This is a genomic window from Hyphomicrobium sp., from assembly GCF_019744875.1.
Classification (GTDB): Bacteria; Pseudomonadota; Alphaproteobacteria; order Rhizobiales; family Hyphomicrobiaceae; genus Hyphomicrobium_C.
Map to the genome: position 1 here is coordinate 852,304 of NZ_JAIETU010000002.1, position 18,402 is coordinate 870,705.

Here is an 18,402-nt window from a genome sequence, read left to right on the forward strand (position 1 = left end):
CTATCTCCGCTCGATGCTCCAGGGGAACAGGAAGCGTTGGGCGGCCCTGAACAGCAGGTCCGTCGCGACGCCCAGAATGCCAATCGTCAGAATGGCGGCCATGATCACATCGACGTTCAGGAAGCGGCCGGCGCGCATCATCACGGCTCCGATGCCATCCTGTGCGCCGACGATCTCTGCGATGACGAGATAGGTCCAACCGACGGCGATCATGTTGCGCATCGAGTCGAAGATCGCGGGCATGGCGGCGGGAACGACGACATTCCTCACGACCTCCTGGCGGGATGCCCCCATCGTCAGAGACGCCTCGACGAACTCCTTCGGGACCGCCAGCGTATTGTCGAGAACGAGGGTCAGAAGGAAGAACATCACGCCGATGAAGAGAAGCGCGATTTTCGCGGAGTCGGTGGGGCCGAACCACACGAGCAGCAGCGGAATGAAGGAGGCTGCCGGCAAGTAGCGCCAGCCGGAGAGGATGGGATTGAGCAGCGCCTTCAGGTTTCCGAAGCAGCCCATGACAATGCCGAGCGGCACCGCCACGAGCGACGCCATAGCGAAGCTCGCAAACACGCGATAGCAGCTAATCATTACGTCGTGGAGAAAGTTGCGCTCGGCGAACAGCGTGTAAAGCGCGGTGACGACATCGCTGACCGGCGGCATGAATTTTCGCGACGATTCCGGCGTCGCGTAGTGCGCAATTTCCCACAGCCCGAGAAACAAAAGGCACCCGAGCACGCCGAGAACGACGGATTTGGATGCCGTGGGTTGCAGTCGAAGCTCGAGAAACCGCTCCTTCGGGAGCACAAATGGAGCGCCCTGGATCTCCGGATTGCGTGAGACCGCTGCGCCTTGCCCTTGAAGGGCGTGCGGATCAATATTTCGCATCATCAAGTACCCGTCCCATCCTGCGTCACCACCCCTGTCGCGAAAGTTTTTTTATTGTCGCGATAATGAGGATAGGGGAACGAGGCTTTGCATCAACGCCCAAAATTTGAATTTAAAACATTGATGCCGTTGATGTGCTGCATGTTGCGCGCGCGAATAGGCGTTCAATTCAATTCGCAAATTCATGCGCATTCTCATCGCGCAAAGATCGATGTGCGGATGCGAGATCCTGTTGCTCAGTCGGAAACCGGCTGGGCGATACGGGGCATCGTTCGCTTCAACAATTCTTCGCGGAAACGTGCGCCTGCGATCCGGCGGGACGCATTGGGATTCTCGATGATGAACACATCCATGCGCGGCGCGCCCGCTTTTGGCAGGAGCGGCCACAGCCTGTTCGCGGCGACATCGGGCGCGGCGTAGCCTTCGGGCAGAAAGCACAGTCCGACCCCGAGCATCGTCAGGCGCCGCGCTTCCTCCAGATACTCCGTCAATCCCGCAACGTTCTTGCCCAGGCCGTTTTTCACGCGAAAATCGGAGAGTTCATCGGGCTCGTCAGCGCCTGTCAGGATGAACGGCTCATCGCGCAATCGGCATGGATCATCGACGATCTTGCCGAACAGCGGATGGCTGTGTCCGCAGTAAGGGCGGTGCACCTCGGTGAACAGCGGCTGATAGTTCAGTTCCGCGCGCATGGTCCGCGAGGGGCCAATGCCGATGTCGATCTCGTCGCGCAGGAGAGAGTTGATGACCTGAGCCCACGGCGCGACCGTGACGAGAAGCTCGATCTTGGGAAACTTCTGGTGGAAGGCCGCGATCGCGTCGTCCAGCGCCGGGCAAACGAGATTGCTGATCAGGTGCAGGCGGAGACGCCCTCGCGCCTGGCCTGAGGCTTCGGCGACCAGATGGGGAATCTCGCGGACGATTTCCATGACGTGGTTGCAGGCGTCCGCAACGGCGACGCCCTCACTCGTCAGGTCGAACCCTCCCGCGCCCCGCTTGCACAACAGCGTGCCGATGTGGACTTCCAGCCGCCTGAGGGCGAGGCTCAGCGCGGGCTGCTTGCGAGATACGACGTCGGCGGCGCGGGTGATGCCCTTCGCCTGCACGATTTCATAGAAAACCTTCAGGAGATTCCAATCCAGTTTGCGGCTGAATTGATCTTGATCCGCCAATCGCCCGCCCCGTGTGACACTCGACGGCCCAAGCCAAATCGCTTCCGAACCATGGCGCTCCCACGTGGCGCTCCCATGGGCCGTCCGTCAGGCGCGATGATACGCTCGGCCACGGATGCCGATAGCCCCCGCCCGTCCATGAAGATCATAGACGTCCGCTATGCTTGCCTCGTCCGCGCCTTCCAGCCCAAACGCGTGCACCTGCGATATTGCAGTGCGCATTGATCGTTTGATCAATGTGGGTAAGATGTTTGGACGACTGAAGGAACTGATCGCTGTCGTGCGGGGGAAGCAATGAAAGCAGATCAAAAATTCTGTCTCGATCTTGATTGGAATCTTCTCAAGATCTTCCACAGCATTGTCGAGGCCAATGGCGTGTCGTCTGCTGCCAACGCCCTGTGGCGCAAGCAGTCGACCATCAGCCTGGCGCTGCAGCGGCTCGAACGAAACGTCGGAAAACGGTTGTGCCGGCGCGGACCCGCAGGCTTTGCACTCACCGAAGAGGGCCGCATCCTTTTCGAGTGCATCAACGACGTCTATGCCAAGGTCAATCGTATCCCCGCCAGTCTCGAAAACGCCTCGCAGGATCTGCGCGGGCGCCTTCATCTCCGCACGATCAGCAATTTCGTCAGCACGAAGTTCGACAAGCTCTTGATTGCGTACACGGCGCGCTGCCCGCTGGTCGAGTTGCACATCGAGGTCGCCCCGTGGGAAGCGATCTCGCTGGCCGTGCTGCGAAGCGAAGTCGATGTCGGAATTGCGCCCGTCCATGTGCAGTATCCCGAACTTCGCTACGAGCTGCTGACCCGCGAGACCCATTTGGCGTACTGCGGAAAGCGCCATCCGTTGTTCGGCAGCACGGTCGATGCCGTCAGCGAACTCGCGCAGGAGCCGCTGATCCTCACGGGGGCCGATGAGCCGGACAGCCTGACCTACTATCGCCTGCGCCACGGCTTGGGCAAACGGGTGGCTGCCACGACGCCGAACCTCGAAGAGGCCAAGCGCCTCGCGATCCTCGGGTTCGGCATTTGCCTGCTGCCGAACCGGATGGCGGCAGCCGACGTCAAAAAGGGACTGCTGTGGCCGTTGACGTCGAAAGCGCATGGTTCCGCCTGCGACGTCTACGCGATCACGAACCGGCATGCGCAGCGGCGGCTCGTGGTCGATCTCTTCCTGGAGCAGGTCGCGGGCAAGCAGGCCGCAGCGTGCCAGAACGCCAGCCACCCCGCCACGCCCCATCACGGTGCATCCGCTTCTCCGATCCCCCCGGATAAGGCCAAGCGCGACGGCCGTCATCCGTTTGCTCAATGAATAAAATAGGTCAGGGGGGCGTGTGCCTGTGTGTCTGCCATGATCTTCTTCCCGAAGGAGAGCGCTCTCACGAGCGTTGCCCTGAATAGTCCGGCTAAGCGAGGCCGACACGATGCTCCCCGGCAACTACTGTCTGCCCGCGGTTTTACTGAACGCGCTGGCTTCACGGCCACGCGTTCATTTTTTTCGCGTGATGAGGAATGGCATTGTGGGGACTCTCGCCTCGACCGGCTGGGCGCAGCGGGAGGATACGCATGCAATCCGTCGGACAAATTGCGCTCCGCGTGATGAAAATCATCGGCAAAGCCGTCGTCGTGCGCGCGATTGCAGTCGGCGGGCCGATCTCGCGCAAGCACGAGGCCGAGCTCAGGGCATTCCTGGCGACCGATCCTGCCATGTGGGGACACGGAACGCGCACTCGCGACTGACGGCGCGCGCGGGGTTGCGCGCATGACTGCGGCTGTTTGGGGGGCTCTCAGCTCCGCGTCTCTTGGCGCCGCCGACTTCATGGGGCGGTTCAGCGGCCGCGCCATCGGCGCAACGTTGACCTATGGCGCCGTTCTGCTCGTCGGCGCGACCATCACGACGCTTGCGGTGGTATTGAGCGGGATCGAGATCGTGTCGTCGCCCTATGGGTGGGGCATGGCGATCCTGCAAGGCATCAGCGTCTCGGTGATGTGCATCCTGCTTTACGCCGGATTGGCGCGCGGTCCGGTGGCCATCGTCGCGCCGATCGTGGCCGCGCACCCAGTGTTCGTGCTCGCGATCAACGTCGCCATGGGGCTTCGGCCCGGCGCCGCGGAGTGGACTGCGATGGCGGCCATTCTCCTCGGCGGCATCATGATTGCGCGCAGCGCGGGCGCTCATCCCCAGTTCGCCGGTGAGACCGGCGCGGCGGAAATGCGCACGACCGTTCTCATCTCTCTCGGCGCCTGCTTCGCTTATGTTGCGATCGTGCTTTCCAGCCAAGCGGCCGCGCCTGTTCTCGGAGAGCTGCAGACGGTGTGGATCAGCCGGTGCGCCGGATTGGTTTTCGTCGCGCTGATCCTGCTTGCGCAGCGGACGCGGATAAGCGTGCCGCGCGAGTGGATTCCTTTCCTGGGCTTGCAAGGCCTGCTCGATGCCATCGGCTACCTCACCTTCCTCGCCGGCGCCACGTCGGCCAGCCCGCACATCGCCATGGTCGTCGCCTCGACCTTCAGCGTCTTCACGGTGTTCCTGGCGCGGGTCGTGCTGAAGGAGCCGATCAGCGCGCAGCAATGGATCGCGATTGCTCTCATCACGCTGGGCACCGGGGCGTTGGCCGGTCACGCGTAGGGCGTCGGCCGGGCTTGGCGGAGCGGCATCGCCTGCGGTATTCCTCGTGGGTGCGCCTCCTCGCGGCGCATGCTCCTGATTTGGCCCCACAGCATTCACAGGATTGCCCATGTCGCCTCGCCCCCCGTTGCCGCCCTTCACCTGCGAAAGCGCCGTCCAGAAAGTGCGCATGGCCGAAGACGGCTGGAACAGCCGCGATCCAGAGCGCGTGGCCCTCGCCTACACGGAGGACAGCCAATGGCGCAACCGCGCCGAGTTCCCGAAGGGCCGGGCCCAGATCGTCGAGTTCCTGACCCGCAAGTGGGCGCGTGAACTCGACTACCGCTTGATCAAGGAGCTCTGGACATTCGGCGGCAATCGCATCGCGGTGCGCTTCGCCTACGAGTGGCGCGACGACAGCGGCCAGTGGTTCCGGTCCTACGGCAACGAAAACTGGGAGTTCGACGAGCACGGGTTGATGCGCAAGCGCTATGCGAGCATCAACGACAAGCCGATTTCGGAAAGTGAGCGCAAATTTCATTGGCCGCAGGGCGCGCGGCCGGCGGACCATCCCGGGCTGTCGGATCTCGGTCTTTAGAATCGCAGGGCCGGGGGCACGACGCCACCGGAGCGATCAGCTCGCGATGTCGAACAGATCCCGCTCGGTCCCCAGCGCATTCTTCTCGAGTTCCAGGCGGTCGAGATCCTGCGGGCGGCCGAGGAAGTAGCCTTGAAGCTGATCGCAGCCGGCCATGGCGGCGATCAGGCGCTGCTGTTCCGTCTCGATGCCCTCGGCCGTCGTCTGAATGCCGAGCGATTTGGCAAGCGACACCACGGCGACGAAGATCGACCGTGCCTTCGGATCTGTCGCGAGGTCATTGACGAACGACCGGTCGATCTTGATGCGCCCGATGGGCAGGCTCTTGAGGCAGCTCAGAGCGGATTGGCCGACGCCGAAGTCGTCGATGGCGACCGAGACGCCCAGCGCGCACAGCTCTTCCAGCACGCGGACGGCATTCGTCTCGTCGTCGAGGATGGCCGTCTCCGTCACTTCAAACTCGATGCGACCCGGTGCGATATTGGCGCGGGCCAGAATTTTCGCCACGCGGGCCACGAAGCTGCGATCCGAGATCTGCACGCGCGAGAGATTGACGGAAATCTTGATGCCCGGCGGCAAGTGCATCGCATCGCGGCAGGCCTGTTCCAGCACCCAATCGCCGATCTGGACGATCAGGCCGTTGCGCTCGGCCAGTGGGATGAATTCGGCGGGCGAGATGGTTCCAAGATCGGGATGGTCCCAGCGTATGAGCGCTTCGAGCGCGGCGACGTGGCCCGACGCACCCTGCGTGATGGGCTGATAGACGATGCGGAACTCGTTTTCCTCGACGGCGCGGCTGAGCTCGCTTTCAAGCCGGCGCGCCGAGCAGACGCCCGCGTCTTCGGCGGCATTGAAGAACGCGAACTTGCCCCGGCCGTTGCGCTTCGCCTTGTAGAGGGCGACGTCGGCGGACTTCAGGATATCGTCGACCGTGGTGCCGTCGGCGGGCGGTTGGGCGATGCCGATGCTCATCCCGACGCGGATCGGCCGTCCTTCCAGCATGACCGGCGCCTTCATCGCCTCGAGAATGCGGCGCGCGGCTGTCGCCGGGTCCCAGGTATGGTCGCCCTCCGAAAGCAGGACGGCGAATTCATCGCTGCCGAGGCGGGCCACCGTATCGGATCCGCGCACGCACGCCGCAAGACGCCCGGCAACGGCCTTCAGCAGCTCGTCACCCGCGGCATGGCCGAGGCTGTCATTGACGGATTTGAAGTAATCGATGTCCAGCAGCATCACGGCCGTGTTGCGGCCGCGCCTTGCAACCGCGAGCGCCTGTTCGGCGCGGTCGACCAGGAGACGCCGGTTGGGCAGGCCCGTGAGAACGTCGTGCAAGGTGCGGTGCAGCAGCTTGGCTTCCGCCTGCTTCTCGGCGGTGAAATCGGTGTAGGTGCAGATGACCCCGCCGTTCGAAAGAACGCGCTGGCTGATGCGTATGTAGCGGCCGTCCTGAAGCTGCTGCTCCATGTCCTTGTCGACGCCGAGTTCGACGGGCGCTTCGGCGCGATCGGGGACGGCTCCTGCCGCCGCGCAGACCGCCATCAGATCGGCGAGCGTCATGCCTGCCGGAACGGCATCCGCTTCGAGTCCGTAGATGCTCAGGAATCTGTTGTTGCGTACGACGACGCGGTTGTTGGAATCGAACAGGCAGACGCCTTGAGACATGGCATCGAGCGCCGTGTCGAGCTGGCGGCGCCTGTCGGAGGCCAGCACGGAGACCCGCTCAAGCTCGCGCCGCAGGCGGTCGCGCTCGGACAGCTCGGCGGCGACGCCGAGCGAGGTCAGGAGATTGACGAAGCAGAACAACTGCACGACCCAGAGGCGCGTGTCGGAATCGCCCATCAGCGCCGCTGGACCCCACCCCTGGTGGGTGCAAATGAGTGAAACGGCCGTGAGCCACAGCGTGGCCATCGCCGCGTAGCGTGGACCGAGACGGAACGCGATCAGCACCGAGACCGGAATGAGGAGGAAGAGCAGCGGCACGGCCGACTGCATGAAAACGACTAGCGAAGCGCCGGACAGAATGACGAAATGGCGAACCAGATCGTCGACCGTCAGGTTGCTTTCGAATGAACTTGCTGTCTGCCGGATCAACAAAAGGGTCGGCGTGATGACGAGCAGACCGAGGCTGTCCGCCAGGTACCAGGTCACAAATGCGAACGCGGGATCGCCCCCAAAAACCTTGGCCACGACGACCGCGCCGACTGCCGACGGAATGAGCGCCGCGATAAAGCAAACGACGGCAAACTGCGCGACCTTCATCCCATTGGTGAGAGCGACGTGCTTGCCGAACGTGTTGCGAAGGATCCTGTAGGCGAGAAGGCTCTCCGAGATGCCAATGATAGGGAAGGCAATGACGGCGCCCCATGGATCGGAATTCGCGAACGTTGCGGCCGCGCATGCTGCAGCGCACACGCCGACCAGGACGGCACGCGCGTTCGACGTCCGGCATCCGAGCAGGCCGGCCAGCAGGAAGGCGTTAGCGGGCCAGATCGCTGCGACGCTCGTCGAGTTGCGCGTCAGACTGAGCGCGAGATAGACCGAGAGACCGTAGGCGACCGCCGCACAAAGCACGACCGGCGCATCGCGATGCGCCCGGAGGCGCACGAATGCGTCAGCAATTGCCGTTCGTACAGAAGCGGGGGTCATCAGGCTGTCCGAAGCAAGTTCTCTCGGACCCTAACCTGGAAAATTCTAATAAAACCCTGCACTTTTGATTTTTTGTTCGTTTACTGCATAATCTTTCGGCCGGAGTGGCCGGATAATGCGTAACATCATTCAGCGGCGGAGCTGAGGGCCACGGAAATGTCCTGCTTGGGGCGGCCGACGCTGACGTAACGGAAGCCGTGCCGGGCCATCACGTCTCTGCGGTAGACGTTGCGAAGATCGACGAGCAGCGGCTCGTTCATCACCTTCTTCAGGCGCGCGAAGTCGAGAGCGCGGAATGCATCCCACTCGGTCACCAGCACCAGCGCGTCGGCGCCTTCCGCAATCGCGTAAGGGTCTGCGCCCAGCGTCACGCCGGTGAGATACCCCTTGGCTGCTTCCATGCCTTCCGGATCGAACGCGCGCACGTTCGCACCACCGTCCTGCAGCCCCTGCACGATGGCGAGGGCGGGGCTATCACGCATGTCGTCGGTGTTGGGTTTGAAAGTGAGCCCGAGGAGCGCGACGGTCTTGCCGTGGATGTCCGGTCCGATGGCGCGCGCAACCTTGCGGGCCATCGCGCGCTTGCGCTGATCGTTGATGGCGACGGTCGTCTCGATCAGGCGAAGGGGAGCGCCGTTATCCTGCGCCGTCTTCACGAGCGCCAGCGTATCCTTCGGAAAGCACGAGCCGCCATAGCCGGGGCCGGCGTGCAGGAACTTCGATCCGATGCGGTTGTCGAGGCCGATGCCGTGCGCCACGTCCTGCACGTCGCTGCCGACGGCTTCGCAAAGATCGGCGATCTCGTTGATGAAGGTGATCTTCATCGCGAGGAACGCATTGGCGGCATACTTGATCAGCTCGGAGGTGCGCCGTGCCGTGAACACCAGTGGCGCCTTGTTGAGATAGAGCGGGCGGTAGACCTCGGTCATGACGGCGCGCGCGCGTTCGTCGTCGATGCCGATGACGATGCGGTCCGGGCGCTTGAAGTCCTCGATGGCCGCGCCCTCGCGCAGGAATTCGGGGTTCGAGACGACGCAGAAGTCAGCGGCCGGGTTGGTCTCGCGAATGATGCGTTCCACCTCATCGCCGGTGCCCACGGGCACGGTCGATTTGGTGATGACCACCGTGAAGCGCGTGATGCTCGCTGCGATGCTGCGGGCGACGTCATAGACATACGAGAGGTCGGCGTGTCCGTCGCCGCGCCGCGACGGCGTTCCCACCGCGATGAACACGGCTTCCGCGCTCCTGACGGCCTCTTCCAGCTCGGTCGTGAACAGCAGCCGGTTGGCGCGCGCGTTGGTGGCGACGATCTGCTCTAGGCCCGGCTCGAAGATGGGGATCTTGCCGGCTTTCAGGGCCGCGATCTTCTCGGCGTTGCTGTCGACACAGGTCACCTCGTGACCGAAGTCAGCCAAACAGGCTCCCGACACCAAGCCGACGTAGCCGGAGCCGATGACCGCGATGCGCATGTACGAGCCTTTCCCGATGCCGGCGCACAGTCTCGGCCGGGTGGTCTGGCCCCCGTGCCGGATACGCGCAACTTACTGGCGGAGTATCGCAAAAACAAAAAGGAGCGCCAATGCGCTCCTTCGTCGTTGCACTTCTAGCTGTGTCCCCTGGGACGTGCTGGACTGCCAGAAATTATGCTTAGAAGTTATGCTTAAGAGAGCCCCGGATCGTCAGGTCCTCGGTGGGTTGCTGAGCTTCCGGCTGCTGCTTGGTGTCGTTCGCGCCGTAGAGGAGCTCCAGGCCGAAATCCATTTTGGGGAGCACGCCGAGCTTGCCAAGGCCCGGAATGCGGACTTCCGTGCCCGCATTGGTGTCAGCCGGCTTGGGCGTCGCGAAATTCAGATCTTGCCCGGCCGAGGCAGCCGGCGCGACCGGCTGGGCTTCGGTCGGCGCGGGAGCGACAGGCGCACCGCCCTGCTCCTGGAACGCAAGGGCCGACGCGCTGACAATCGTCAACGCCAAGCCCGTGCAAATGTACCCAACCAACTTCATTGCGTCCCCGCCGTGCACCCTCTTCTGACTCGAGAAGATGAGGCCTCAGATTGCTGATGACAAGAATGTTCGACCGTAGTTAAGGGCGGATGAACGTTTCCCGGCGCATGTGTGGTTGCGGTGCAATGTGGCGGTTCTGTAACAGCAGTGCGGGGAACTCACGTTCCCCGCACCACTCACGTTAATGGCTTGATGCAGCCATATTTTCGCCTCGATACGAGCCCGGAGCCGGAGCCCCCGGTTTCGCATCAGAACTGGATGCGGGCGCCCGCGATGACCATGTCCAGGTCGTCCAGGTTCGTCTTCACGCCGCCAACCGTCGCATCGCCGCTTGCGTTGCGATAGATGAGGTAGAGGTCCATGGCGGCAGCGTCGATGTTCTGCACGATGCCAGCAGCCCAGAAGTCGAGCTCGGATCCCTGAGCGGCCTTAGACAGACCGACGTCGTCGCGGCGGAATTCGCCGAACACCGTGGTCTTGCCGAGCGGGAAGAACTTCTTCTCGATACCACCCTGGACGAACCAGGTGTTTGCCTCGTCGTCCTGGCCGGCCTGAGCGGCCTTCAGGTCGATCTGGGTCGCGCCGTAACCGGCATAGACATAGAGACCGGTCGGCGTGTGCATGATCGTACCGGCAGCACCCCACCACTGGCAGTCACCGGTGCCGACAGCGCACTGGCCGCCGTTGGCAGCGGGATCGGAGCTTTCGCCGTAGCCGATCTTGCCGACAAGAGCGAAGTCGCCGACGTCACCCTTATAGGTGAGCGCGGTATCCCACATGTCGTCCTCACCCCAAGCCGCCGTGGCCGTGAAGCCAGCGAAGGTCGGGCTGTCGTAGCGAACGATGTTGCGGCGGCCGCTCTGGCCTTCCGTGGCGTTGTTGAAACCGCCCATGAAGTCGGTCCACTTGGCGCCGAGCACGCCGCCCGAGCGGGTGCGGAAAGCGCCGAGAGCAACGGCAGCAGCCTCAGCGTCCGAGTAGTTGCGCGTGTTCACGCCGTCGGCGTCGTCGAGCAGGTGGTACGTCGCGGTGCCGTCCTGGCCGACCGTCAGCTTACCGAAGGTCTTGCTCTTCAAGAACCACGAGGCCTTACGCGTCGAGAGTGTGTTCTTGCTGCCCGTGTTGTCCTGGGCGAACGACTTGGAGTCGGCACCGAGGATGCCGATCTCGATCGTGTAGCCGGCCGACCAGTCGCCGTTGATCTTGGCGTCGCCAGCGAACTTGAAGCGAGACTGTTCGAGAGCGTTGGTGCCGACGTAAACGTTGTTTTCGACGCCATCGTCCCAAGCGAAGACGGCTTCGTTCACCCAGCCCGAGATCGTCAGGCTGACCTTGCGGTTGCCCTTGCGGGCGGTGGTGGCTTCGAGTTCTGCGATGCGCTCTTCGAGGTCAGCGCAGCAGTTGCCACCGAGGTCGGCGGCGGCCACGGGGCTTGCGCCCACGATGGTCCCGGCGAGTGCCAGCAGCGCCCAGCGCTGCGAGCGGTTGGAGAGTTGGGTCAGACGAGCGGTCATACTTAAATCCTCTGAGATTCGCGGACGCGGGGTCACGACATCCGCACGAATCGCGTTGCAGGCTGGTTCAAGAGTACCTAGTGCCAATTACATAGGTAGGGCAGACGGTACTTAGGTATTCGCCACGACGGAGCCGCGCAACGTCATATTCGAGCAAACGGGGCCGAAATTGCTGATCCCAAATAGACCGATGCAAATAAGCCTCTAGCCCATCCTCCGACATAAAACCTTCACGTTCGAAACCCTCTGAGAAAACACCCTCTGGCTTTCTCAAAACTGACCTCCAAAAACGTCGAATTCGCCGCCCGCCCGAAATGACCGCCCGCTGATAAACAATGAAACAAAAAAGGAGCTGCCTTCCGGCAGCTCCTTCTCGTCTTCCGTCTAGGCGCTTGGGGCGCGCCGTGACGCTTAGAACTTGATCATCGCGCCCGTCATGAACATGTCGACGTCTTCGAACTGAAGCGTGCCGGCGACGCCAGCGCCACCACCGTCCGTCGTCGTGGCTTCTGCCTCGACGTGACGGTACATGGCGTAGACGTGCATCGCAGCCGCATCGATGTTCTGCATGATGCCGAGCGAGTAGATGTCGAGCTCAGAGCTCATCATGCGGCCAACGGTCGTGTAGTTGCGATCGGTCGCGCCGCCGTCGGCAACGTAGTACTGGCCGAAGATGGTCGTCTTGCCGATCGGGAACCACTTCTGCTGGAGACCGGCTTCAAGCGCGTAGAACTCGTGCTTGTCTTCGGTGCCAGCGCCGAAACGGTCCTTAAGCAGCTCGTCTTCGAGCACGCCGTAGGCGGCGTTCACGTAGAGGCCGGTTGCTTCGTGCATGATGCTGCCCGATGCGCCGAACTGGTTGCAATCTGCGTCCTTGCCCGTGCCGGCAATGTTGGCGTTCGTCGTTCTGTTGGCGACGCACTCGAAGCCGACGACGACGCCGGTTGCGGGCGCTTCGGAGTTTTCACCGTAGGCCATGCCGGCAGCCATCTTGAAGCCAGCGAACTCGCCCTTGTAACGCAGGCCGATTTCCCAGGCGTCATCGCCGCCCCAGTTGGCAGTGCCGACGAAGCCTGCGATTTCGGGGGTGTCGTAACGGACCATGTTATAGCGACGGCCTTCACCAGCCTGGTTGCCGCTGTCGCGGATCAGACGGCGGATGGTGATGTCGCCACCGGTGACGGTGGTGCCGCCGCTCGAGAACGTGCCGCTGGCCAGACGAAGAGCCAGGCCGCCGCCCATGTCCTCGGCGTCCGAGTACTTGGCGACGTCGCCGGTGCCGGCAACGTTGATTTCGGTAACGCCTTCAGCAGCACCGCCCGTCAGGCCGACCCAGACGCGACCGAAGGTCTTGCTGTCGAGGTACCAAACCGAGTGGCGAACGTCGAAGCCGACTTCACCGATCGGATCATCCTGAGTCGAGCGCTTCGAGTTCGCGCTGCGAACGCCGACTTCGAGCAGGTAGCCCGCCTTGAAGTCGTTGTTGATCTTTGCGTCGCCCTTGAAGCGGAAGCGCGTGCGCGCCGCGTCGTTGGTGACGACATATGCGTTGTCCTCGAAGCCGTCGTCCCAGTACAGGACCGCTTCGTTCACGTGGCCCGAGACTTCGAGCTTCACCTTGCGGTTGCCCTTGCGAGCCGTGGTGGCTTCGAGCTCTGCGATGCGCTCTTCGAGATCTGCGCAGCAGTCACCACCCAGATCCGCGGCCTGAGCGGACACGCTCCCCAGCAGCGTCAAGCTCGCTGCCGCAAGCAGCGACAACCGTCCTGCCGACATCCCAAATCCCCCAGTCATGCCCAGTCCTTCCGATATTTCTCGCCCCGCCGACCCGGCAAGGCTTTCAACTATTGACCCCTCCACCCGGCAGACCAGAACAGACGCAAACGCTTATGCCTGCCAGCCACCGTGGACACGGTCGATAAAGCTCAAGCAAGCTTCTGCAGTAAATGCGAAAAGCTTATGTGACGGATTTGCAAAGACGGCTCGTGATAACACCGCCTCGTCCCTCAGTATTTACCCGTAAGTTCTTGGAATATGAATGACAGTTTTATGACAATGTGAAATGGCGAGTTTTTCTCGGACGAAATGTATTTTCGGATGAGTTTCTTTTCTGGCACCCGCAACACCCGGTATTGCCTGACACCCACTGGCGTGCCAATTTCCTCTGAGAAAACAGAGGGGCCATGGGCGAAACCTACTCAATCGCTGTCGTAGGAGGCGGGCCTGCCGGGCTGACCGCAGCGCTCGCCGCAGCCGCTACGGGGGCCGAAATCACCCTGTTTGGGCCCCAAAATACGTCCGTTGTCGGATCAGATAATCGGACGGCTGCTCTTTTCGCCGGATCGATCGAGATGCTGCGCAATCTCGGGGTTTGGGAGGCCTTGGAGCCGCTCAGCGCGCCGATCGCCGCGATCAGAATCATCGACGACACGGGCGGCCTCCTACGCGCGCCGGAAGTGACCTTCACCGCCGCCGAAGTGGACCGGGAGACCTTCGGGTGGAACGTGCCCAACGCCGGCCTTGTGGAGTGCCTGACGGCGCGCCTGGCGGGGCGGGTCCGGCTTCAGGAGACGCGCGGAATCGCGGGCGTTGCCGTGTCAGACGCGCGCGTGCGCCTGACGAGCGCCGAAGGCGGAACTTTCGATGCCTCGCTCGTGATCGGGGCCGACGGGCGGAAATCGATCTGCCGGGCCGCGGCGGGCATCGACACGAAAACCTGGCCGTATGCGCAGGCGGCCGTCACCACCACCTTCTCGCATGCCCGGGCGCATCGGAACGTCTCGACCGAGTTCCACCGGCCGGCCGGGCCGCTGACGGTCGTTCCGATGCCCGGATCCGCGTCCAGCCTCGTGTGGGTGGAAACCCCGGCCGAAGCCCAGCGCCTGGCGGCGCTCGACGAAGCGGGCTTCCGCGCCGAACTCGAAAGGCGCCTGCAGGGCCTGCTCGGAACCATCGGCGACATTCGCCCGCGCGCCGTGTTTCCCCTTTCCGGCCTCGAGGCCAGTTCGTTCGGGCGCAACCGCATCGCGCTGATCGGCGAAGCGGCGCACGTCATCCCGCCGATCGGGGCGCAGGGCCTCAATCTCGGCCTGCGCGACAGCGCCGTGCTCGCCGATTGCGTGGCCGACGCGATGCACGCGGGACGCGATCCGGGGCTGGCGCCTACGCTGGACGCCTATACGGCCCTTCGCCGGCCGGACGTCGCCTCACGCGTGACGGCCATTGACGTCCTGAACAAGTCGCTGATCTCGGATCTCGTGCCGGTGCATCTGGCGCGCGGGCTTGGGCTCGTGGCTCTGAAAACGGTCGGGCCGTTGCGGCGGCGCGCGATTCGCGAAGGTCTGGCGCCGTCGCCTGAGATCGCCACGCTGCTTGGGCCGGGCGGCCTCGCGCGCCTTGTTGCCCGAGCTGCGCCCGGCCCGCTGGATTCGGCTGCTTGAGCGTGACACCGAACGCGACACTGCTCCCCGACGCGGAAAGCCACACTGTTGCTTGACGCCGAAGGCGTCTGGGGGCATCCGGTCATGGTCGTCCTCTCTCGCCAGCCGAAAGCGTCCGTGCACGAATGACCGCTCCCAGCACCAGCTTCGCACGCGATCTTCAGTTCCGGATCGAATACGGCCTCCTGCGCGCCGTCGTGGGCATGGTCCGACTGCTGCCGCTCGAAACGGCAACCGCGATCTCGGCCAAGGCCTGGCGCGTGCTGGCACCGCGCATCAACCCAAAGCGGCACAAGCGGGCGCTCGCGAACCTCGCTATCGCCTTTCCGGAAAAGTCCGAGGCGGAGCGGCTCGCAATCTGCATGACGCACTGGGAGAATCTCGGGCGCGTGATGGCCGAGACGATGCAGATCGACCGGCTGGTCCGCGATCCATCGCGCATCCGCATCGTCTCCGAGCCGCTGTTCAGCCGCTACAAGAACAAGCTCGGCCCGGCGATCGGCGTTTCGCTTCACATGGGCAACTGGGAGCTGTCGATCTGGCCGTTCGTGGCGGCCAATGCGAACCCGGCTGCGGTCTACCGCTCGGTGACCAATCCTTACGTCGATCAGTACCTGCGCTGGCAGCGGCGCGATCTCTATCCCGGCGGGCTGTTCGGCCGCGGCAAGGTGGGCGAACACGGCGACGACCAGAAGACGGCCCGCATTCTCACGGATTTCGTGCGGCGCGGCGGGCGGCTCGGTCTCGTCTGCGATCTTTACGACCGCACGGGTCTCGACGTGCCGTTCTTCGGACAGGATGCGAAGACGCAGGCCATCGCCGCCATGATCGCGCGGCGCGTCGGCAGCCGGATCTGGATGTCGCGCTGCAAGCGGGTCGGCACGTCCTCGAATTTCGAGATCGAGCTGATGGAGCTGCGCGTTCCCCGCACCAAGAACATCAGCGAAGACATCCGCTGGATCATGACGGAGATGCAAAAGCAGTTCGAGCTCTGGGTGCGCGACGCGCCGGAGCAGTGGATGTGGTCGAACCGGCGCTGGAGCTGAGGGGAGGCTTGCTGCCGTGACCGGACACATGCGCGTGTTGCGCCCTCATCCCGCGATCTTCGCCTTCTACGACGGGCGCGTGCCGGGCTACCGGTTCGCCGAAGAGCCCAACTGGGTCGACGAAGGGGCGCTGGCGCTCGGCATCGCGAGCTATGCGATCGTGAGCGGCACGCATGCCCTTGTCTACGACACGCACGTCTCGCTTCCGCACGCGGCCGAAATCCGCGAAACTCTCGCGCAGGAGGGCGTTACGACGTTCACCGTCGTGCTGAGCCACTGGCATCTCGATCATGTCGCGGGCACGGGCGCGTTCGCCGACTGCGAGATCATTTCCACGGAGCGCACCGCAGCGCATCTCGAGCGCCACCGGGCCGCCATCGAAGCGGGTACGCACGAAGGGCCGCCCGCGATCTCGCCGCTCGTGCTGCCGACGCGCGTCTTTTCCGGCACGCTTGCGCTGGACATCGGAGCCATCCGCCTGGAGCTGATCGAGGCCGACATTCATAGCGACGACGCGGCCGTCGTGTGGTGGGAGAGCGAGCGCATTCTGCTCGCGGGCGACACCATGGAAGACACGGTCACGTATGTCACCGAGCCGGACGGGCTCGAGCGGCACCTGGTGGATCTCGCGCGTCTCGACGCGCTCGCGCCGGCCCGCATTCTCCCGAACCACGGCGATCCCGACATCATCGCGCGCGGCGGATACAGCCGGGGCCTCAATCGGGCGATGCAGCAGTATGTCCGCACGCTGTTGCGCGCCCGGTCGGACGCCGCGCTCCGGGCCAGCCCGCTCAAGTCTCTCATCCAGGGGCCGCTCAATACGGGATGGATCACCTACTACGCGCCCTATGAAGAGGTGCACAAAGAAAACCTCGAAAAGGTCTGCGGCCCGACGTGAGGCCTGTGTGAGGCCCTGTGTGAGACCGGCGCGGGCCAGAACTTTGGCACGCCACAATGGGAACAGTCGGCAAGCCCTGCTCGCGCTGAATCACAACCGCGTGTCACAGGCGCGAAGCCGATTGCGGTCGGGGTGCACTCTGCCTGTAATGCCGTTCCGGTAACGATCAGGAACGGCTCAGCGGTGCGGCGTCGTCTTTCAGTGATGTGCGCCTTCGCGCTGCTCGGGGTCACGGTTCCCTTCGCGGCGGCGACGGATGCAAAGCCATCTTGCGTCGACGATGCCATGCTCGTCTTCGACGCATCGGGCTCGATGGCGGCGGCCGACTTTCCCGAAGGCGCGCCGTCGCGCATGGACCGCGTGAGGCAGGCGTTGGGCAAGGTGCTGCCGTCCGCGACACAGACGCGGCGCCTCGGACTGCTCGTCTATGGGCCGGGCCGCAACTTCGACACCTGCCAGAATGTGGATCTACGCTTCGCACCCGTGTCGAATGCGGGCCCGCGCATCATCAAGGAGGTCGACCGGCTCCGTCCGAACGGGCGCACGGCGTTGACATCCTCCGTGCAGCGGGCGGCGGACGTGCTGACAATCGGCGAAAGGCCCGCGGTGATCGTGGCGCTCACCGACGGGCAGGACACGTGCGGGGGCGATGCCTGCCAGCTCGCGCGCACTCTCAAGGCTGCGCATTCCGCGCTCACCATCCATGTCATCGGCTATCGCCTGAAGCCCATGACGGGCCCAGCGCAGCCGTTTGTCGAGCGGTGCCTGGCCGACGAGACCGGCGGCATCTTCGCGACAGCCGAGACGACGGAGCAGCTCACGGAAGCGCTGTCGGAGACGCTCGGATGCCCGGCCGTGACGATGCTGCCGCCGCAAACGATGCAGCGATGAGCGGCGCCAGGGCGCTCTCCCTGCGGGATTCGTGACGAACGCGCCGCCTTGGCAGCCGAAAGTTGGAGCGGAAGGCCCGCCATTAACCTTTCGCTAACCCTTTCGGGCAAGAGTTCGTTAACTCTTGTGATTTTGGCCGCCCGATGTCCGATCTCGACAGCTTTCCGCCCGCGATGACGTCATCGCTCAACGATGCGCACAACGATACCGGACGCGTCGCGTTCTGCGGGCCGTTCGTGCTGTCCGCGATCACGGGCTATCCGATCAGCAAGGTCGAGGCGGCGATCAACGCCTACCGCAACCTGCCGGCGGACCTGCGCCATCGCGTCAAGGGCACCTATGCGGACGAGGTGGAGGGCGCGCTTGCGGTCTACGGCTTCGAGATGGCGCTGAAGGAATCCTTCATGCACCTCGAGCGCAAGAAGCGGCCCAGCGTCTGGACCTGGATGCAGAAGCCCCGCAACGCGTGGGCGCATTACATCCTCGCGATCCACAAAGGCAAGGAAGGCCACTGGATCCTGATCAAGGGTGTCAAAATGTGCGACACCTTCACTGAAGGCCGCTGGACGTTCGTGTGCGACGGGCCGCACCGCGGCGCGCGCATCATGGAAGTTTTTGAAGTGCGGCGCTCACTTGAGCTGTAACGCGGGCGAGCTGTAACGTGGGGCAGCTGTAACGCGGGGAACTGGGCGACAAGCGCTTTG

16 protein-coding genes are annotated in these 18,402 nt (G+C 63.7%); 9 read left to right on the forward strand and 7 right to left on the reverse strand.

Going from position 1 to position 18,402, the window contains the following annotated elements:
• Positions 1 to 888: an ABC transporter permease gene (locus K2Y42_RS04060; RefSeq protein WP_291148751.1), complete on the reverse strand. Its 888-nt coding sequence runs from the start codon at positions 886 to 888 to the stop codon at positions 1 to 3.
• Between the two features lie 233 nt (positions 889 to 1,121).
• Positions 1,122 to 2,057 carry a LysR family transcriptional regulator gene (locus K2Y42_RS04065; RefSeq protein ID WP_291148753.1) on the reverse strand — a complete coding sequence of 312 codons (936 nt, stop codon included), beginning with the start codon at positions 2,055 to 2,057 and terminating at the stop codon, positions 1,122 to 1,124.
• Positions 2,058 to 2,351: 294 nt separating this feature from the next.
• On the opposite strand from K2Y42_RS04065, the gene K2Y42_RS04070 reads away from it, so the two are divergent.
• The 4 genes from K2Y42_RS04070 to K2Y42_RS04085 all read left to right on the forward strand — a co-directional run bounded on the left by K2Y42_RS04070 (position 2,352) and on the right by K2Y42_RS04085 (position 5,262).
• A complete protein-coding gene (locus K2Y42_RS04070) occupies positions 2,352 to 3,368 on the forward strand; it encodes a LysR family transcriptional regulator (RefSeq protein ID WP_291148754.1) in 1,017 nt (338 codons plus the stop codon).
• Positions 3,369 to 3,622: 254 nt separating this feature from the next.
• On the forward strand, positions 3,623 to 3,796 hold the full coding sequence (locus K2Y42_RS04075; protein ID WP_291148755.1) for a hypothetical protein: 174 nt from the start codon (positions 3,623 to 3,625) through the stop codon (positions 3,794 to 3,796).
• Positions 3,797 to 3,818: 22 nt separating this feature from the next.
• Positions 3,819 to 4,685 carry a DMT family transporter gene (locus tag K2Y42_RS04080; RefSeq protein ID WP_291148757.1) on the forward strand — a complete coding sequence of 289 codons (867 nt, stop codon included), beginning with the start codon at positions 3,819 to 3,821 and terminating at the stop codon, positions 4,683 to 4,685.
• 109 nt (positions 4,686 to 4,794) lie between these two features.
• On the forward strand, positions 4,795 to 5,262 hold the full coding sequence (locus K2Y42_RS04085) for a nuclear transport factor 2 family protein (protein WP_291148758.1): 468 nt from the start codon (positions 4,795 to 4,797) through the stop codon (positions 5,260 to 5,262).
• Positions 5,263 to 5,298: 36 nt separating this feature from the next.
• On the opposite strand, the gene K2Y42_RS04090 is transcribed toward K2Y42_RS04085, so the two are convergent.
• The 5 genes from K2Y42_RS04090 to K2Y42_RS04110 all read right to left on the reverse strand — a co-directional run bounded on the left by K2Y42_RS04090 (position 5,299) and on the right by K2Y42_RS04110 (position 13,217).
• Positions 5,299 to 7,908 (reverse strand): EAL domain-containing protein, encoded by a 2,610-nt coding sequence (locus tag K2Y42_RS04090; RefSeq protein ID WP_291148759.1) that lies wholly within the window; start codon positions 7,906 to 7,908, stop codon positions 5,299 to 5,301.
• 125 nt (positions 7,909 to 8,033) lie between these two features.
• Positions 8,034 to 9,377 carry a UDP-glucose/GDP-mannose dehydrogenase family protein gene (locus tag K2Y42_RS04095; RefSeq protein ID WP_291148761.1) on the reverse strand — a complete coding sequence of 448 codons (1,344 nt, stop codon included), beginning with the start codon at positions 9,375 to 9,377 and terminating at the stop codon, positions 8,034 to 8,036.
• A 178-nt stretch (positions 9,378 to 9,555) separates the two neighbouring features.
• Positions 9,556 to 9,909: a hypothetical protein gene (locus K2Y42_RS04100; protein ID WP_291148763.1), complete on the reverse strand. Its 354-nt coding sequence runs from the start codon at positions 9,907 to 9,909 to the stop codon at positions 9,556 to 9,558.
• A 248-nt stretch (positions 9,910 to 10,157) separates the two neighbouring features.
• On the reverse strand, positions 10,158 to 11,423 hold the full coding sequence (locus tag K2Y42_RS04105; protein WP_291148766.1) for a porin: 1,266 nt from the start codon (positions 11,421 to 11,423) through the stop codon (positions 10,158 to 10,160).
• Between the two features lie 411 nt (positions 11,424 to 11,834).
• Positions 11,835 to 13,217: a hypothetical protein gene (locus K2Y42_RS04110; protein WP_291148769.1), complete on the reverse strand. Its 1,383-nt coding sequence runs from the start codon at positions 13,215 to 13,217 to the stop codon at positions 11,835 to 11,837.
• A 389-nt stretch (positions 13,218 to 13,606) separates the two neighbouring features.
• Here K2Y42_RS04110 and K2Y42_RS04115 point away from each other — a divergent pair, with 389 nt between their 5' ends.
• From K2Y42_RS04115 to K2Y42_RS04135, 5 genes are all read left to right on the forward strand, one after another.
• Positions 13,607 to 14,863: a UbiH/UbiF family hydroxylase gene (locus K2Y42_RS04115; RefSeq protein WP_291148770.1), complete on the forward strand. Its 1,257-nt coding sequence runs from the start codon at positions 13,607 to 13,609 to the stop codon at positions 14,861 to 14,863.
• A 125-nt stretch (positions 14,864 to 14,988) separates the two neighbouring features.
• Positions 14,989 to 15,909 carry a lipid A biosynthesis acyltransferase gene (locus K2Y42_RS04120; protein WP_291148771.1) on the forward strand — a complete coding sequence of 307 codons (921 nt, stop codon included), beginning with the start codon at positions 14,989 to 14,991 and terminating at the stop codon, positions 15,907 to 15,909.
• 16 nt (positions 15,910 to 15,925) lie between these two features.
• Entirely contained in the window at positions 15,926 to 16,807 is an 882-nt protein-coding gene (locus tag K2Y42_RS04125; protein WP_291148774.1) for an MBL fold metallo-hydrolase, read from the forward strand.
• A gap of 183 nt (positions 16,808 to 16,990) precedes the next feature.
• On the forward strand, positions 16,991 to 17,698 hold the full coding sequence (locus K2Y42_RS04130; RefSeq protein WP_291148777.1) for a VWA domain-containing protein: 708 nt from the start codon (positions 16,991 to 16,993) through the stop codon (positions 17,696 to 17,698).
• A gap of 143 nt (positions 17,699 to 17,841) precedes the next feature.
• Positions 17,842 to 18,342, forward strand: a complete 501-nt coding sequence (locus K2Y42_RS04135; RefSeq protein WP_291148780.1) for a hypothetical protein — start codon at positions 17,842 to 17,844, stop codon at positions 18,340 to 18,342.
• Positions 18,343 to 18,402 lie beyond the last annotated feature (60 nt).

Coding starts and splice junctions, on each gene's coding strand:
- K2Y42_RS04100 (WP_291148763.1), bottom strand. CDS start 9,909: ATGAAGTTGGTTGGGTACATTTGCACGGGCTTGGCGTTGACGATTGTC.
- K2Y42_RS04070 (WP_291148754.1), top strand. CDS start 2,352: ATGAAAGCAGATCAAAAATTCTGTCTCGATCTTGATTGGAATCTTCTC.
- K2Y42_RS04080 (WP_291148757.1), top strand. CDS start 3,819: ATGACTGCGGCTGTTTGGGGGGCTCTCAGCTCCGCGTCTCTTGGCGCC.
- K2Y42_RS04090 (WP_291148759.1), bottom strand. CDS start 7,908: ATGACCCCCGCTTCTGTACGAACGGCAATTGCTGACGCATTCGTGCGC.
- K2Y42_RS04105 (WP_291148766.1), bottom strand. CDS start 11,423: ATGACCGCTCGTCTGACCCAACTCTCCAACCGCTCGCAGCGCTGGGCG.
- K2Y42_RS04075 (WP_291148755.1), top strand. CDS start 3,623: ATGCAATCCGTCGGACAAATTGCGCTCCGCGTGATGAAAATCATCGGC.
- K2Y42_RS04095 (WP_291148761.1), bottom strand. CDS start 9,377: ATGCGCATCGCGGTCATCGGCTCCGGCTACGTCGGCTTGGTGTCGGGA.
- K2Y42_RS04060 (WP_291148751.1), bottom strand. CDS start 888: ATGATGCGAAATATTGATCCGCACGCCCTTCAAGGGCAAGGCGCAGCG.
- K2Y42_RS04120 (WP_291148771.1), top strand. CDS start 14,989: ATGACCGCTCCCAGCACCAGCTTCGCACGCGATCTTCAGTTCCGGATC.
- K2Y42_RS04135 (WP_291148780.1), top strand. CDS start 17,842: ATGTCCGATCTCGACAGCTTTCCGCCCGCGATGACGTCATCGCTCAAC.
- K2Y42_RS04115 (WP_291148770.1), top strand. CDS start 13,607: ATGGGCGAAACCTACTCAATCGCTGTCGTAGGAGGCGGGCCTGCCGGG.
- K2Y42_RS04085 (WP_291148758.1), top strand. CDS start 4,795: ATGTCGCCTCGCCCCCCGTTGCCGCCCTTCACCTGCGAAAGCGCCGTC.
- K2Y42_RS04110 (WP_291148769.1), bottom strand. CDS start 13,217: ATGACTGGGGGATTTGGGATGTCGGCAGGACGGTTGTCGCTGCTTGCG.